The 16,453-nt window shown below is 62.1% G+C and carries 15 protein-coding genes, 1 tRNA gene and 1 pseudogene; 15 read left to right on the top strand and 2 right to left on the bottom strand.

Annotation, left to right across the window (positions count from 1 at the left end; genetic code table 11):
• Positions 1–71: 71 nt before the first annotated feature.
• The 14 genes and pseudogenes from fabD to AB5975_17610 all read left to right on the top strand — a co-directional run bounded on the left by fabD (position 72) and on the right by AB5975_17610 (position 12,713).
• Entirely contained in the window at positions 72–1,010 is a 939-nt protein-coding gene (gene fabD / locus AB5975_17545) for an ACP S-malonyltransferase (GenBank protein XDR18454.1), read from the top strand.
• A gap of 15 nt (positions 1,011–1,025) precedes the next feature.
• Positions 1,026–1,766: a 3-oxoacyl-ACP reductase FabG gene (gene fabG / locus AB5975_17550; protein ID XDR18455.1), complete on the top strand. Its 741-nt coding sequence runs from the start codon at positions 1,026–1,028 to the stop codon at positions 1,764–1,766.
• Positions 1,767–1,969: 203 nt separating this feature from the next.
• Positions 1,970–2,206, top strand: a complete 237-nt coding sequence (gene acpP / locus AB5975_17555) for an acyl carrier protein (GenBank protein ID XDR18456.1) — start codon at positions 1,970–1,972, stop codon at positions 2,204–2,206.
• Positions 2,207–2,395: 189 nt separating this feature from the next.
• On the top strand, positions 2,396–3,640 hold the full coding sequence (gene fabF, locus AB5975_17560; GenBank protein XDR18457.1) for a beta-ketoacyl-ACP synthase II: 1,245 nt from the start codon (positions 2,396–2,398) through the stop codon (positions 3,638–3,640).
• Positions 3,640–4,457: pseudogene (pabC, locus tag AB5975_17565) on the top strand (aminodeoxychorismate lyase). Before fabF ends, pabC begins: the two are co-directional and overlap by 1 nt.
• A 4-nt stretch (positions 4,458–4,461) precedes the next feature.
• Positions 4,462–5,664 carry an endolytic transglycosylase MltG gene (gene mltG, locus AB5975_17570; GenBank protein ID XDR18458.1) on the top strand — a complete coding sequence of 401 codons (1,203 nt, stop codon included), beginning with the start codon at positions 4,462–4,464 and terminating at the stop codon, positions 5,662–5,664.
• 9 nt (positions 5,665–5,673) lie between these two features.
• A complete protein-coding gene (gene tmk / locus AB5975_17575; protein XDR18459.1) occupies positions 5,674–6,306 on the top strand; it encodes a dTMP kinase in 633 nt (210 codons plus the stop codon).
• Positions 6,299–7,285: a DNA polymerase III subunit delta' gene (locus tag AB5975_17580; GenBank protein ID XDR22987.1), complete on the top strand. Its 987-nt coding sequence runs from the start codon at positions 6,299–6,301 to the stop codon at positions 7,283–7,285. Before tmk ends, AB5975_17580 begins: the two co-directional genes overlap by 8 nt.
• Before the next feature lie 30 nt (positions 7,286–7,315).
• Positions 7,316–8,098: a TatD family hydrolase gene (locus AB5975_17585; protein XDR18460.1), complete on the top strand. Its 783-nt coding sequence runs from the start codon at positions 7,316–7,318 to the stop codon at positions 8,096–8,098.
• A gap of 1,120 nt (positions 8,099–9,218) precedes the next feature.
• A complete protein-coding gene (locus AB5975_17590; GenBank protein ID XDR18461.1) occupies positions 9,219–9,854 on the top strand; it encodes a TetR/AcrR family transcriptional regulator in 636 nt (211 codons plus the stop codon).
• Between the two features lie 110 nt (positions 9,855–9,964).
• A complete protein-coding gene (locus AB5975_17595) occupies positions 9,965–10,933 on the top strand; it encodes a GTP 3',8-cyclase MoaA (GenBank protein ID XDR18462.1) in 969 nt (322 codons plus the stop codon).
• Between the two features lie 66 nt (positions 10,934–10,999).
• On the top strand, positions 11,000–11,605 hold the full coding sequence (locus AB5975_17600; protein ID XDR18463.1) for a DUF4823 domain-containing protein: 606 nt from the start codon (positions 11,000–11,002) through the stop codon (positions 11,603–11,605).
• A gap of 10 nt (positions 11,606–11,615) precedes the next feature.
• A complete protein-coding gene (locus AB5975_17605) occupies positions 11,616–12,176 on the top strand; it encodes a DUF1285 domain-containing protein (protein ID XDR18464.1) in 561 nt (186 codons plus the stop codon).
• A 135-nt stretch (positions 12,177–12,311) separates the two neighbouring features.
• Positions 12,312–12,713 carry a cupin domain-containing protein gene (locus AB5975_17610; protein ID XDR18465.1) on the top strand — a complete coding sequence of 134 codons (402 nt, stop codon included), beginning with the start codon at positions 12,312–12,314 and terminating at the stop codon, positions 12,711–12,713.
• Positions 12,714–12,770: 57 nt separating this feature from the next.
• Here the strand turns inward: AB5975_17610 and AB5975_17615 are convergent.
• A tRNA-Asn gene (locus AB5975_17615) sits at positions 12,771–12,846 on the bottom strand.
• A 62-nt stretch (positions 12,847–12,908) separates the two neighbouring features.
• Entirely contained in the window at positions 12,909–14,105 is a 1,197-nt protein-coding gene (locus tag AB5975_17620; GenBank protein XDR18466.1) for an amino acid aminotransferase, read from the bottom strand.
• A 287-nt stretch (positions 14,106–14,392) separates the two neighbouring features.
• Here AB5975_17620 and uvrB point away from each other — a divergent pair, with 287 nt between their 5' ends.
• Positions 14,393–16,408, top strand: coding sequence for an excinuclease ABC subunit UvrB (uvrB, locus tag AB5975_17625; GenBank protein XDR18467.1), 2,016 nt, complete (start codon positions 14,393–14,395; stop codon positions 16,406–16,408).
• Positions 16,409–16,453 lie beyond the last annotated feature (45 nt).

A 16,453-nucleotide genomic window follows, 5' to 3' on the forward strand; every position in this document is an offset into this window, starting at 1 on the left:
TTTTCAGATTCCGCGCCTGGCCCAGGGCCTGGCGCACCCTATCCGACGACAAGATCATAAGGGCTTGTTCTATGTCTGCATCTCTCGCATTCGTCTTTCCCGGTCAAGGTTCCCAGTCGCTGGGCATGCTCGCCGAACTCGGCGCCGAGAAGCCAGTGATCGTCGAAACCTTCAAGGAGGCCTCCAAGGCACTCGGTTACGACCTGTGGAAGCTGGTCCAGGAAGGCCCGGAGGAGCAACTCAACCAGACCGACAAGACCCAGCCGGCCATCCTCACCGCGTCCATCGCGTTGTGGCGCCTGTGGCTGGAAGAGGGCGGCGCACAGCCAGCCTTCGTTTCTGGTCATAGCCTGGGCGAATACAGCGCCCTCGTAGCTGCTGGCAGCATCACCCTGGCAGACGCCGTTCGCCTGGTCGAGCGCCGTGGCCAGCTGATGCAGGAAGCCGTGCCGGCCGGCCATGGTGCCATGGCCGCCATCCTCGGCCTGGACGATGCTGTGGTCGTTGAGCTGTGCGCCGAAGCGGCTGAAGACCAAGTGGTCAGCGCCGTGAACTTCAACTCGCCAGGCCAGGTGGTCATCGCCGGCAACAAGGCTGCGGTAGACCGCGCCATGGAGCTGTGCAAGGCCAAGGGTGCCAAGCGCGCCCTGCCGCTGGCGGTCAGCGTACCGTCGCACTGTGCCCTGATGAAGCCGGCTGCCGAGCGCTTTGCCGAATCGGTCAACGCCATCGAATGGAAGGCCCCGCAGATCCCGGTCGTGCAGAACGTCACCGCCGCAGTCGCCGCCGACCTCGATGCCCTCAAGCACGACCTGCTGGCACAGCTGTATCAGCCGGTACGCTGGGTCGAGTGCGTACAGGCCTTGGCCGCCAATGGTGCGGTCAACCTGGTCGAGTGTGGCCCGGGCAAGGTTCTGGCTGGCCTGAACAAGCGTTGCGCCGACGGCGTGACCACCTACAACCTCAATACCCCTGACGCCGTCGCCGCCACCCGTGCGGCGCTGGCCTGATTTGGAGAAGCTTGCATGAGCCTGCAAGGTAAAGTTGCACTGGTCACCGGCGCCAGCCGTGGCATTGGCCAGGCCATCGCCCTCGAGCTGGGCCGCCAGGGCGCGACCGTGATCGGCACCGCCACTTCGGCGTCCGGCGCCGAGCGCATCGCTGCCACCCTGAAAGAGCACGGTATCGCCGGTACCGGCATGGAACTGAACGTGACCAGCGCCGAGTCCGTCGAAGCTGTGCTGGGCGCCATCGCCGAGCAGTTCGGCGCACCGGCAATCCTGGTCAACAACGCCGGCATCACTCGCGACAACCTCATGCTGCGCATGAAGGACGATGAGTGGTTCGACGTGATCGACACCAACCTGAACAGCCTCTACCGTCTGTCCAAGGGCGTGCTGCGCGGCATGACCAAGGCACGCTGGGGCCGTATCATCAGCATCGGCTCGGTCGTCGGTGCCATGGGCAACGCTGGCCAGGCCAACTACGCGGCCGCCAAGGCTGGCCTGGAAGGCTTCAGCCGTGCCCTGGCGCGTGAAGTGGGTTCGCGCGGCATCACCGTCAATTCGGTGACCCCGGGCTTCATCGACACCGACATGACCCGCGAACTGCCAGAAGCGCAGCGCGAAGCCCTGCAGACCCAGATTCCGCTGGGCCGCCTGGGCCAGGCCGACGAAATCGCCAAGGTGGTTTCGTTCCTGGCGTCCGACGGTGCAGCCTACGTGACTGGCGCTACCGTGCCGGTCAACGGCGGGATGTACATGTAACACTGCAACTCAATGTGACGGATTTCGTAAAAAAAGAGTCATACTGCGAGCCTAAAATCCGTTATAAAGCTGCAACCAGATTCCAGGCAGCGGGTGCGGTGACTAGCCTGAAGGTGCGTTTCGCTTGAAAAGCGAACGTCTTTCTATAAAATTAGCCACCGGCCAGCTGCCTGACATATGTCCATTAGGAGTGAAAACTAGGTATGAGCACCATCGAAGAACGCGTCAAGAAAATCGTCGCCGAGCAACTGGGCGTGAAGGAAGATGAAGTGACCAACGAGAAGTCCTTCGTCGATGACCTGGGTGCCGATTCGCTTGACACCGTTGAGCTGGTGATGGCTCTGGAAGAGGAATTCGAGACCGAAATCCCTGACGAAGAAGCCGAGAAAATCACTACCGTTCAAGCCGCTATCGACTACGTCAACAGCCACAAGGCCTAAGACGCTGTAGTCGTCGCTTCTTGACGAGAAAAACCGCACTGCCTTTGCCGGCGTGCGGTTTTTTCTTTGCGAACGCGCTGCATCTTGGCGAGCCGGCTTCGCTCACCGCGCACCAAGAGCCTGTTGCCATTCCATTCCAGCGCTTGAATGTAATCGCAAGAGACTCTGTTATTAGAAAAGGAGAGTACTGTGTCGCGTAGACGCGTCGTGGTCACCGGTATGGGTATGCTGTCGCCACTGGGTACCGATGTACCGAGCACCTGGCAGGGCATTCTGGCTGGCCGCAGTGGCATCGGTCCGATCGAACACACGGACCTGTCTGCCTACTCCACCCGTTTTGGCGGCTCGGTGAAAGGCTTCGAGGTTGAGCAGTACCTGTCGGCCAAAGAGGCCCGCAAGCTTGACCTGTTCATCCAGTACGGCCTGGCGGCCGGTTTCCAGGCGGTGCGTAATGCTGGCCTTGAGGTCACCGACGCCAACCGCGAGCGTATTGGCGTGGCGATGGGCTCGGGTATCGGTGGTCTGACCAACATCGAAGAAACCAGCCGCACCCTGCACGATTCGGGGCCGCGCCGCATTTCGCCGTTTTTTGTGCCAGGTTCGATCATCAACATGATCTCCGGGTTCCTGTCGATCCACCTGGGTCTGCAAGGGCCGAATTACGCCATCGCCACCGCTTGCACCACCGGCACCCATTGCATCGGCATGGCCGCGCGCAATATCGCCTACGGTGAAGCTGACGTGATGATCGCCGGTGGTGCCGAAATGGCAGCCTGCGGCCTGGGCATGGGCGGTTTCGGTGCTTCGCGTGCACTGTCCACCCGCAACGACGAGCCAAGCCGTGCCAGCCGCCCGTGGGACAAGGGCCGTGACGGCTTTGTGCTGTCCGACGGTGCCGGTGCCCTGGTACTCGAAGAGCTGGAGCATGCCAAGGCCCGTGGTGCGACCATCTACGCCGAGCTGGTTGGCTTTGGCATGAGCGGCGACGCCTACCACATGACTTCGCCACCCGACACCGGTGAAGGCGCTGCCCGCTGCATGGCCAACGCGCTGCGCGATGCTGGCATCCAGCCGGAAGAAGTCAGCTACATCAACGCCCACGGCACCTCGACCCCAGCGGGCGATGTGGCCGAAGTGGCTGCGATCAAGCGCGTATTCGGCGAGCATGCCTACAAGCTGGCGGTCAGCTCGACCAAGTCGATGACCGGCCACTTGCTGGGTGCCGCGGGTGCGGTGGAAGCGATCTTCAGCGTGCTGGCCATCAACAGCCAGATGGCCCCGCCCACCATCAACCTGGACGAGCCGGACGAAGGTTGCGACCTCGACTTCGTGCCACACCAGGCGCGCAGCATGCCGATCGACGTGGTGTTGTCCAACTCGTTCGGCTTTGGCGGCACCAACGGCTCGCTGGTGTTCCGCCGGTTCGCCGGTTGATGCACAGCTGGATCGATGGCCAGCCGGCGACTGCAGTCAACCTGCAGAATCGCGGCCTGGCCTACGGCGATGGGTTGTTCGAAACCATCGCCGTGCGTGGCGGTCGGCCCAGCTTGCTGGACGGTCATCTCGCACGCCTGGCGCTGGGGTGTCAGCGCCTGGCGATCGGCGCCGACCTGGCGCTGGTGCGCGACGAACTGCTGCGTTACGCCAGCCAGCTCGGTGAAGGCGTCGCCAAACTCATTCTTACGCGTGGCGACAGCCAGCGTGGCTATGCGCCGGTTGCGGGTGCCGCGCCGCGGCGCATCCTGCAAGGCAGCCCATTACCCAGCTATCCTGTCGAGCATGCCGAACACGGCGTGCGTTTGTTCCCTTGCCAGACACGCCTTGGGGAACAACCCTTGCTGGCCGGCCTCAAACACCTCAATCGCCTTGAGCAGGTACTGGCCCGTGCCGAGTGGCAGGACAGTGAACATGCCGAAGGGTTGATGCGTGACGGGCAGGGCAGGGTGATCGAAGGGGTGTACAGCAATCTGTTCCTTGTACGTGATGGCGTGCTGCTCACCGCCGACCTTGGCCGTTGTGGTGTGGCTGGGGTGATGCGTGGCGCGTTGCTGCTGAGCAGGCCCAACTGCTGGGTATTGTGGTGCAGGTCTGCGACCTGCCCTACGATGCGCTGGAGCAGGCTGATGAAGTATTTGTTTGCAACAGCGTCTACGGTGTCTGGCCCGTACGTGGCGTAGCCGCGCTAAACTGGTCGCCGGGCCCGCTCACCCGAACACTGCAGGCCGTTGCCCGTACGTTACTGGAAACCTGAATTCGTGAGACGTAAATTCCTGCTGTTGCTGGAAATGGGTCTGATCCTCGCCGGCCTGGCGCTAGGCTGGTCGGCCTGGAAGGTCAACTCGGTCCTGGAGCAGCCCTTGCACGTGACGCAGGAGCGCCTGCTCGACGTGCCCAATGGTACTACCCCCAACCGCATGTTCTATCGCATGCAAACGGAAGGGTTGCTCGACGACGCCGTCTGGTTGCGCTTGTACTGGCGCTTCAACATGGCGGGTACCCCGCTGCATACCGGAGAGTATCGCCTTACCCCCGGCATGACCGTCGAGCAGCTGTTCGATGCCTGGCGCCGGGGCGACGTGGTGCAGTACAACCTGACCTTGGTCGAAGGCTGGACCTTCCGCCAGGTGCGCTCGGCCGTGGCCAAGCATGAAAAGATCAAACATACCCTGGAGGGCTTGTCGGACGCCGAGGTCATGGACAAGCTCGGCCATACCGGTGTGTTCCCCGAAGGCCGCTTCTTCCCGGACACCTACCGCTTCGTACGGGGCATGAGTGACGTCGAGTTGCTGCAGCAGGCCTACATGCGCCTGGATGAAGTGTTGGCCAAGGAGTGGGCCGAACGCACGACCGACCTGCCGTATCGCGACCCGTACCAGGCGTTGATCATGGCCTCCCTTGTGGAAAAGGAAACCGGAATTCCGCAGGAGCGCGGGCAGATTGCCGGCGTGTTCGTGAGGCGCATGCGCCTGGGCATGATGCTGCAGACCGACCCGACAGTGATCTACGGCATGGGTGAACGCTACAACGGCAAGATCACCCGCGCCGACCTGCGCGAGCCTACGCCCTACAACACCTACACCATGACAGGCCTGCCGCCGACCCCGATCGCCATGGTTGGCCGCGAGGCTATTCACGCGGCACTGAACCCGTCCGATGGCACCAGCCTGTACTTCGTCGCTCGTGGCGATGGCAGCCATGTGTTCTCCGATGACCTCGATGATCATAACTCGGCGGTGCGCGAGTTCCAGCTCAAGCGCCGGGCGGACTACCGTTCCAGCCCCGCGCCGCAGCAAGACACCAAGCCAGGCGTGGATGACGCCGACGACGCGCAGCAGCCTGAGCCGCCAGCGGCGGACGAGCCGGCCGCGCAGCCAGCGCCCGATGAACCGCCCGTGCAGGATGCCCCTGCCGGCGGTGCGCAAGCGGCCGAACGGCCAACGCCTGACGAACAACATTGAGGACTGCCTGTGAGCGGCTTGTTTATTACTTTGGAAGGCCCCGAAGGCGCGGGCAAGAGCACCAATCGCGACTACCTGGCCGCGCGCCTGCGCGAGCACGGCCTGGACGTGGTGCTGACCCGTGAGCCTGGTGGTACACCGTTGGCGGAAAGGGTGCGCGAACTGCTGCTGGCGCCCAGTGATGAAAGCATGGCGGCCGACACTGAACTGCTGCTGGTGTTCGCCGCGCGCGCCCAGCACCTGGCGCAGGTGATCCGTCCGGCATTGGCCCGTGGGGCCGTGGTGCTGTGTGATCGTTTCACCGATGCCACCTATGCCTATCAGGGCGGTGGCCGTGGTTTGTCGGTCGAGCGTATCGCAACCCTGGAGCAGTTCGTCCAGGGCGGCCTGCGCCCGGACCTGACCTTGGTCTTCGACCTGCCGGTGGAAGTGGGCCTGGCCCGCGCCGCAGCCCGTGGCCGCCTGGACCGTTTCGAGCAGGAGGGCCAGGCCTTCTTCGAAGCCGTGCGCCAGGCGTACCTGCAGCGCGCCCAGCGTGCGCCGCAGCGCTACAGCTTGCTTGATGCCGCACAATCCCTGGAGGCCGTGCAGCGTGACATCGACGCTCTGCTGCCAGGCATTGTGGAGCGTTGCCGTGGCTGAGGCCTACCCTTGGCAGGAAGCGCTGTGGCAGCAACTGGCTGGGCGCAGCCAGCACGCCCATGCGTACTTGCTGCACGGGCCCCAAGGCATCGGCAAGCGAGCGTTGGCCGAGCGCCTGATGGCCCGCCTCATGTGCCAGCGACCGCTGGGCTTGGAGGCCTGTGGCGAGTGCAAGTCGTGCCTGTTGCTCAAGGCTGGCAGCCACCCGGACAACTTTGTCCTCGAACCCGAGGAAGCCGACAAACCGATCAAGGTCGACCAGGTCCGTGAGCTGGTGGCCTTCGTGGTGCAGACGGCGCAACTGGGTGGGCGCAAGGTGGTGTTGATCGAGCCGGTGGAAGCGATGAACGTCAACGCCTCCAACGCGCTGCTGAAAAGCCTTGAAGAGCCTTCCGGCGATACCGTGCTGCTGTTGGTCACGCATCAGCCAAGTCGCCTGTTGCCAACGATCAAGAGTCGTTGCCAGCAGGTTGCCTGCCCGCAGCCCAGCCTGGCCCAGAGCCAGGCTTGGCTGGCTGGCGCGTTGCCCGACAGTGATGAGGCTGAGCGCGATGAGCTGCTGACCCTGGCCGCCGGTTCGCCATTGATGGCGGTTAGCCTGCAGGCTCAGGGTGTGCGCGAGCAACGCGCGCTGGTTACCGACGGGGTGAAGAAGCTGCTCAAGCAGCAGCAATCGCCCAGCCAGTTGGCCGACGCCTGGAACGCTGTACCGTTGTTGCGGCTGTTCGACTGGTTCTGCGATTGGGCGCACCTGATCCTGCGCTACCAGTTGACCCAGGACGAGGAGGGGTTAGGCTTGGCGGATATGCGCAAGGTGGTGCAATACCTTGCGCAGAAGAGCCGTCAGGCCAAGGTGCTGGAGGTGCAGGCGTGGATCCTTGAGCAGCGCCAGAAGGTGCTGGGCAAGGCCAACCTCAACCGTGCCCTGCTGCTTGAATCGCTGCTGGCCCACTGGCTGCAACTGCCCGGCGCCCGCTGATATCCCATTTTTCATGTGTGCTGTTATCCCATGCTTGTAGATTCCCATTGCCACCTCGACCGTCTTGACCTCAGCGCCCACCAGGGCTCGCTCGATGCTGCCCTGCAGGCGGCGCGTGAGCGCGGGGTCGGGCATTTCCTGTGCATTGGCGTGAGTGCCGAGAATGCTGGCGCGGTGAAGGCGCTTAGCGAGCAGTACGCTGACGTCGACTGCTCGGTGGGTGTGCACCCGCTGGACTTGGCTCCAGGCGAAACCCCGGCGCTGGAATGGCTGTTGCGCGAACTGGCCCACCCGCATGCAGTGGCGATTGGCGAAACCGGGCTGGATTACCACTACGAGCCGGAGGCTGCCGAGCTGCAGCAGGCCTCGTTCCGCTTGCACCTGGAGGCCTCGCGGCAGACCGGCAAACCGGTGATCGTGCATACGCGGGCGGCCCGTGCCGATACCTTGGCGCTGTTGCGCGAGGCCAGCTTGCCGCAGGCTGGCGTGCTGCACTGCTTTACCGAGGACTGGGACATGGCCAAGGCCGCACTGGACCTGGGGTATTACATTTCGCTGTCTGGCATTGTGACCTTCCGCAATGCTGATGCCCTGCGTGAGGTGGCGCGGCAGGTGCCGGTTGATCGGTTGCTGGTGGAGACCGATTCGCCTTATCTGGCTCCGATTCCGTATCGCGGCAAGCCGAACTTGCCGCAGTATGTGCGGGAAGTGGCGGAGTATGTGGCTTCGTTGCGCGGGGCCAGTTATGAGCAACTGGCCGAGCAGACCACCGCCAACTTCAAGCGGTTGTTCCCGTTGGCGCGGGTGGCCTGATAGAGCACGAGCCTGATTGCTCTTGCTCTTGCTCTTGCTCTTGCTCTTGCTTCGGCTTTTGCTTCTAAGCGCGCGGTAGTTCAGGCGACGCAGATTGCGACTTCAGGAGGCCGAGCGCAGGGCTTGCGGAGGGAGGTGACGGGCATGGATGCCCGTCAAGCGCTGGGCCCCAGGATGGGGCCTGCAGCGCGGTCCTCCCGGGAGCAAGCCCGGAGCGAGGGGACCCCGAAGCGTAGCGTAGGGGCCGGATGATGGGAGCGGACGGTTTTTGGTTCCTTTTTGCCACGACAAAAAGGGACCCACCGTAAGGGCGGAAAGGTGACTGTGCGCCACCCGCGCGAATGAATGTTTACTCGGTGTGAAGGCCCATATCCAAAAAGCAAAAAGCAAAAAGCAAAAAGCAAAAAGCAAAAAGCAAAAAGCAAAAAGCAGAATTTGTCTGTTTTGACTCAGCGAACAGTCCGTTTGCGATGGCGACGCTGACTCACCTTTTCGCCCTTACGGCGAGTCACTTTTTGTCAAACGCGACAAAAAGTAACCAAAAAACGCTGCGCTCCCATCATCCGGCCCCTGCGCTGCGCTCCGGGGTTCCCTCACTCCGGCCTTGCTCCCGGGAGGACCGCGCTGCAGGCCCCATCCTGGGGCCCAGCGCTTGACGGGCATCCATGCCCGTCACCTCCCTCCGCAAGGCCTGCGCTCGGCCTCCTGAAGTCGCGAAGATCAAGATCAAGATCAAGATCAAAAGCACAGTACAAATGTCGAGCGGGAGTGCGGGCCGCTTTGCGGCCCGTCGCGTAAGCAAAAAAAAACCCGGGTTCTGGGGGAGGAATCCGGGTTAAGACCATTAGGAGTAAAACAAAGGTACGCGGTCCCTGAGCACCTTTATCGGCGCGCCACTTGGGGGGATGCGCCGCGCCAACACTTCAAGTATTGGTCAGGTTTGGCGCAGTGCCAGTGCATATTGGTCGTTTTTTAAACAGATTTGGAATACGCCGCCGTTCCGTTCCTCCCGCATCGCATGGCCGTATGCATCGTGAAACACTGCCATGCTTGGATGATCCGTGCAATTTCCCGCAAGTTAGGCATAATAAACCGCTTCGATTGTCATCCAGTCCTTCCCATGCAGAAAGAACCTCGTAAGGTCCGTGAGTTTCGCCGTCGCGAACAGGAAATCCTCGACACCGCGCTCAAGCTGTTTCTCGAACAGGGCGAAGACAGCGTCACCGTCGAGATGATCGCCGACGCCGTGGGCATCGGCAAAGGCACGATCTACAAGCACTTCAAGTCCAAGGCGGAAATCTACCTGCGCCTGATGCTCGACTACGAGCGCGACCTGAACGCGCTGTTGCACTCGGCCGACGTCGACCGTGACAAGGAAGCCCTGTCGCGCGCCTACTTCGAGTTCCGCATGCGCGATCCGCAACGATACCGGCTGTTCGATCGCCTTGAAGAAAAGGTGGTCAAGGGCAACCAGGTGCCAGAAATGGTCGAGCAGTTGCACAGCATCCGCGCTTCCAACTTCGATCGCCTGACCCAACTGATCAAGGGTCGTATCAGCGAAGGTAAACTCGAAGACGTGCCGCCGTACTTCCATTACTGCGCCGCCTGGGCGCTGGTGCATGGCGCCGTGGCGCTGTACCACTCGCCGTTCTGGAGCAATGTATTGGAAGACCAGGAAGGCTTCTTCCAGTTTCTGATGGACATTGGCGTGCGTATGGGCAACAAGCGTAAGCGCGACCCGGAACCAACCAACTGAAGCGCTTCGTCACTTCCCGCTGAAGTCGGTAGGGTGCGGTGGGGGCTTGCAAAAACCTGATTTATGAGTTAGGTTTCGCCTGCCCCTCATCATCCATGCCGGAGTCATTCATGATTGTCGATCGTCAAGGCAGGCGCTTTCGCAACCTGCGTGTCAGCCTGACGGCTGCCTGCAATTACGCCTGCACTTACTGCGTACCCGACGGTAAGCGCCTGGTGGCGGCGCAGGACGAACTCTCAGCAGACTCCCTGGCCCGTGGCGTGGCCTACCTGATCGAAGCTGCCGGCGTCGAGCGCCTGCGCATCACCGGCGGTGAACCGCTGATCAGCCCGCGCCTGGACGCCTTTCTGGCTGGCGTGGCCAAACTTGATCTCGACGATATCTCGCTGACTACCAATGGCCAGCTGCTGGAGCGCAAATTGCCGCAGTTGCAGGCGGCCGGTATTCGTCGCCTGAATGTTTCCCTCGACACCCTCGACCCGCAAGCCTTCCGCCGTATCGCCCGAGGCGGCGACTTGGCCTGCGTGCTGGCGGGTATGCAGCAAGCCAGTACCCTGGGCATGCAGGTGAAAGTGAACATGGTGCCGATGCGTGGGCAGAACCTCGACCAGGTGCTGCCGCTGCTGGAATACTGTCTTGAGCGCGGCTTCGAGTTGCGCTTCATCGAACTGATGCGCATGGGCCATCTGGCCCGTGATCACAATGCTTTCCTGCAGCAGTTCGTCGGCCTCGACCAGCTGCTCACGCTGATTGGCGGCAAGCATACCTATGCCCAGGTCGACGCGCCCTTGGATGCCACTGCCTTGCGTTATCAAATCCCCGGCAAGGGCTACTTCGGTGTTATCGCCAACGAGACTGTGCCGTTTTGCCGTACCTGCTCACGGTTGCGCCTGTCTTCAACGGGCTGGTTGCATGGCTGTCTGTCGTCAGGCAACCGCCACTTCGTCGGTGACCTGCTGGAAAAGCCACGCCATCAGGCGCTGCCAGCCCTGCAACGGTTGTTGGTCAAGGCGTTGGCAGACAAGCAGGAGCTGGCGTTTTCCGGGGGCGTTACGGTGATGAAGGTGATCGGTGGCTGAAGCTGGCGCAAAAGCTGCATCCGCCGGCTATTCGCCGGTTTTTCGTCGCCGGCCACTGGAGGAAAGATGCGTAGCCTGGTCTTGCTGCTGGCGCTGATGGCGCTGGGCGGCTGCATGAATGTCAGTGATATGGGCGAGGGCGTTCGCTATCACATGAGCGATGCCGGTCTGCTGGATCACAGTGAAACCCGCCGCACCTTGTCGATCCGCCTGCAACCGGACTCGTTCATTTTCATCGGCCAGGGTGCATTCGTGCCGCCGGGCAAGGGGCCAGTGCCACGGCAGAACGCAGTGGCAGAGCAAGCCTTCAAGAGCTTCGTCGAGTATTTCCCGCTGGTACGCCGCGCCCAGGGCCCGTTGGGCCTGGAGGAGGCCATTGCCCAGGCGCGCTCGGTAGGCGCCGATTACGTGTTGTATACGCGTTTCGCGCGCACCGACGACCGCATCGGCAATGGTGACGAGTGGTACGACGAACAGGCCGTCGACCGCGTGGGTTGGGACAGTGGCGTGGTGCAGATGATGCTGATCGAAACCAATACCCGCTACCTGATCGACACCGCCCGCATCAAGAGTCGTGGCGGTTTGTTGACGTTCCACGACAATACCCCGGAGGATTTGCTTGGTGCGCCGATGCGCGAGTACGCTCGTAGCCTTCTGGGCATGAGTGAATGAGGCAAGCGTGATGAGCGATTCCGGCAAGGCCAATGACCTTCTGGCGCAGATCCCCAAGGCCAAGGGCCTGCCGCCGGTGCATCTGTGGAACCCGGACTTCTGCGGCGACATCGACATGCGCATTGCCCGCGATGGCACCTGGTACTACCTGGGCACGCCGATCGGGCGCAAACCGATGGTGCGGCTGTTTTCTACCATCATTCGCCGCGATGGCGATGACTATTTCCTGATTACTCCGGTCGAGAAGGTTGGCATTCGCGTTGACGATGCCCCGTTCGTGGCTGTAGCGCTGGACGTGCAGGGCGAGGGCAAGCAGCAAGTGCTGCGCTTTACCAGCAATGTCGAGGACCAGGTCGAGGCCGGGCCGGACAATCCTCTGCGGGTGGTCATCGATCCGGTGACGCAGGAGCCGTCGCCGTATGTGCTGATGCGCAGCAACCTTGAGGCGTTGATACACCGCAATGTGTTCTACCAACTGGTGGAGCTGGCGGTGCCGCGTGAGATCGAGGGTGAGGAATGGCTTGGAGTATGGAGCCAGGGCGAGTTTTATCCGATTGGGCGCAGCAGCTGAATGCTCTGTTGCCAGTGCCCGCGAAAGGCCGGCACTGGCAACAATCGGCCTCCTGATTTTCCCCAGGATTGGCCATTTGTCTTCAGCCTGTCAGGGCCTAACCTGCTGGCAATTGCCATCCAGGAGAAGCCCAGCATGAAACCCTCAACGCTCATCCTTTTCGCTCTGCTCGCCGCCCAAACCCCCGCCTGGGCCCACGGCGACGTTGCCGACCAGGTCACAGTCCTGCAGCAGCAACAACCCTCGAATGCCCCCGGCAAAACCGCCGTCATGCTTACCGTCAGCTACGCACCCGGCGAAGCGTCCCCTGCGCATCAGCACCCAGGTGCAGTGATGGCCTACGTGCTGGAAGGTGCGGTGGTATCGAAGCTCAACAACGAGCAGGAAAAGACCTACAAGGCCGGCCAGTACTGGTACGAGGCGCCCGGCACCGTGCATAGCGTGTCACGTAATGCCAGCAAGACCCAGCCTGCCAAGCTGCTGGTCTGGAGCCTGGTGGATGAGGGCAAGCCGGTGACCGAAGCGCCGGGCCAATAAACCCGATGCAACGAAAAAGCCCCAGTTGCTTGCGCATCTGGGGGCTTTTTCAGTGTTTGGCTCCGCGACCTGGACTCGAACCAGGGACCCAATGATTAACAGTCATTTGCTCTACCGACTGAGCTATCGCGGAATCTGCGCGTATCTTACTGATTGCCCAGGGGAAGTCAAGCCACCCCTAGGCAAAACAATGAGTTACAGCACTTCCACGATAGCCTTGGTGACCACATGGATGTTGCTCTGGTTCAGCGCGGCCACGGCGATACGGCCGGTGTCCAGGGCGTAGATGCCGAAATCGTTCTTCAGGCGGGCCACCTGATCAACGGTCAGGCCCGAGTAGGAGAACATGCCGACCTGGCGGCCAACGAAGCTGAAGTCGCGATTGGCGCCATATTCGGCCAGCAGCGAAACCATCTGCTTGCGCATGCCGTGGATGCGCTGGCGCATTTCGCCCAGTTCGGTTTCCCACATCTGGCGCAGTTCGGCGCTGTTCAGCACGGTGGCTACGATGGTTGCACCGTGGGTTGGTGGGTTGGAGTAAGTGGTGCGGATCACGCGCTTGACCTGCGACAGCACGCGAGTGCTCTCGTCCTTGGAGGCGGTGACGACCGACAGTGCGCCGACGCGCTCGCCGTACAGCGAGAACGATTTGGAGAACGAGCTGGAAACAAAGAACTCCAGGCCCGACTCGGCGAACAGGCGAACGGCGAAGGCGTCTTCGGCGATGCCATCACCAAAGCCCTGGTAGGCCATGTCGAGGAACGGCACGTGGCCCTTGGCCTTGACCACCTCCAGGACATTTTTCCAGTCGTCCAGGTTCAGGTCGACGCCGGTCGGGTTGTGGCAGCAGGCGTGCAGCACGACGATCGAGCCCGATGGCAGGGCGTTGAGGTCTTCCAGCATGCCGCCGCGGTTCACATCGTTGGTCGGCGCATCGTAGTAGCGATAGGTCTGCACCGGGAAACCGGCCGACTCGAACAGCGCGCGATGGTTTTCCCAGCTTGGGTCGCTGATGGCGACCACGGCGTCAGGCGAGATGCGCTTGAGGAAGTCGGCACCGATTTTCAGTGCGCCGGTACCACCGACGGCCTGTACGGTGACCACACGGCCAGCGGCCAGCAGTGGCGACTCGGCGCCGAAGATCAGCTTTTGCACGGCCTGGTCATAAGTGGCGATGCCGTCGATCGGCAGGTAGCCGCGCGAGGCGTGCTGTGCGGCACGCTGGGTCTCGGCTTCGATCACGGCGCGCAGCAGCGGGATGCGGCCTTCCTCATTGCAGTACACGCCCACGCCCAGGTTGACCTTGTCGGTACGTGGGTCGGCGTTGAATGCTTCGTTGAGGCCCAGGATAGGGTCGCGGGGTGCCAGCTCGACAGCGGAAAACAGGCTCATTGTTACTTCGGCTCTGATTGGAGAGTGATAGGACGTACACGCTCCAGCCGAATGCACTGAAGCGGTGCACAAACGGGGAGTCAGTATAGTGATACCGACCGGTCACCGCGACACTCTGGCGCAGCTTTTCCGGTTATTTGCGCAAATATTTTTCGACCATTGGTCTAATTGCCGGGTCCACCGTTACACGCGTTCACAGCTATGCCTTGAAAGCGCCCCCGAGCGGGCGCATTTGGGTATAGACTACTGGCTAAATTTACAGTTACCGCAGCGCCGCGAGGTCCGTCATGTCCGAGTTCCAGCTCGTCACCCGTTTCCAGCCGGCAGGCGACCAGCCCGAGGCCATCCGCCAGTTGGTCGAAGGCATCGAGGCGGGGCTGTCGCACCAGACGCTGCTCGGCGTGACGGGCTCGGGCAAGACCTTCAGCATTGCCAACGTCATCCAGCACGTGCAGCGCCCGACGTTGGTGCTGGCGCCGAACAAGACCCTGGCCGCACAGCTGTACGGCGAGTTCAAGGCGTTCTTCCCCAACAATGCGGTGGAGTACTTCGTCTCCTATTACGACTACTACCAGCCGGAAGCCTACGTGCCGTCGTCGGACACCTTCATCGAGAAGGACGCCTCCATCAACGACCACATCGAGCAGATGCGCCTGTCGGCGACCAAAGCGCTGCTGGAGCGGCGCGACGCCATCATCGTCACCACCGTCTCGTGCATCTATGGCCTGGGCAGCCCCGAGACCTACCTGAAAATGGTCCTGCACGTGGACCGTGGCGACAAGCTCGACCAGCGCGCGCTGCTGCGCCGCTTGGCGGACTTGCAGTACACCCGCAATGAAATGGACTTTGCCCGTGCCACCTTCCGCGTGCGGGGCGATGTGATCGACATTTTCCCGGCGGAATCGGACCTGGAGGCCATCCGCATCGAGCTGCTCGATGATGAGGTGGAGAACATCGCCGCCTTCGACCCGCTGACCGGCGAGGTTTTCCGCAAGCTGCCGCGTTTCACCTTCTATCCCAAGAGCCACTATGTCACCCCGCGTGAAACGCTGCTGGAAGCAGTGGAGGGCATCAAGGAAGAACTGAAGGAGCGCCTGGAATACCTGCACAAGGCCAACAAGCTGGTCGAGGCGCAGCGCCTGGAGCAACGCACCCGCTTCGACCTGGAGATGATCCTCGAGCTTGGCTACTGCAATGGCATCGAAAACTACTCGCGCTATCTGTCCGGGCGCCCGGCCGGGGCGCCGCCGCCTACCCTGTACGACTACCTGCCGCCCGATGCGCTGCTGGTGATCGACGAATCCCACGTCAGCGTTCCGCAGGTCGGCGCCATGTACAAGGGCGACCGCTCACGCAAGGAAACCCTGGTCGAGTATGGCTTTCGCATGCCTTCGGCACTGGACAACCGGCCGATGCGTTTCGACGAGTGGGAGGATGTCAGCCCGCAGACCATTTTCGTTTCAGCGACCCCTGGCCCCTACGAAGCAGAGCATGCCGGGCGCGTGGTGGAGCAGGTGGTGCGCCCGACCGGCCTGGTCGACCCGCAGGTCGAAATACGCCCGGCGCTGACTCAGGTCGATGACTTGTTGTCCGAGATCCGCAAGCGTGTCGCGGCAGGCGAGCGTGTGCTGGCGACAACCCTGACCAAGCGCATGGCCGAAGACCTTAGCGACTACCTGGCCGATCACGACGTGCGGGTGCGCTATCTGCACTCGGACATTGACACTGTAGAGCGAGTGGAGATTATCCGTGACCTGCGCCTGGGCACCTTCGATGTGCTGGTAGGTATCAACCTGCTGCGCGAAGGCTTGGACATGCCCGAGGTGTCACTGGTGGCGATCCTCGATGCGGACAAGGAAGGCTTCCTGCGTTCCGAGCGCTCACTGATTCAGACCATTGGCCGTGCTGCGCGTAACCTCAATGGCCGGGCCATCCTCTACGCCGACAATGTGACGGGCTCGATGCAGCGAGCGATCGATGAAACCGAGCGCCGCCGCGAGAAGCAGATCGCGTTCAACGAGGCCAACGGTATCGTGCCCAAGGGCGTGGTCAAGGACATCACCGACATCCTGGAAGGTGCCACGGTACCTGGAGCGCGCAGCAAGAAGCGCAAGGGCATGGCCAAGGCGGCGGAGGAGAGCGCCCGTTACGAGGCCGAACTGCGTACGCCGGGCGAGATCACCAAGCGTATCAAGCAGTTGGAGGAGAAAATGATGCAGTTCGCTCGCGACCTAGAGTTCGAGGCTGCGGCGCAGTTGCGCGACGAGATCAGCCAGTTGCGCGAGCGGTTGATTACCAGCTGAAGTATGACGTGGGGGCGGCCTTGTGTCGCGAAAGAGCCGCCCCCA

This window comes from Pseudomonas putida, assembly GCA_041071465.1.
Taxonomy (GTDB): Bacteria; Pseudomonadota; Gammaproteobacteria; order Pseudomonadales; family Pseudomonadaceae; genus Aquipseudomonas; species Aquipseudomonas putida_P.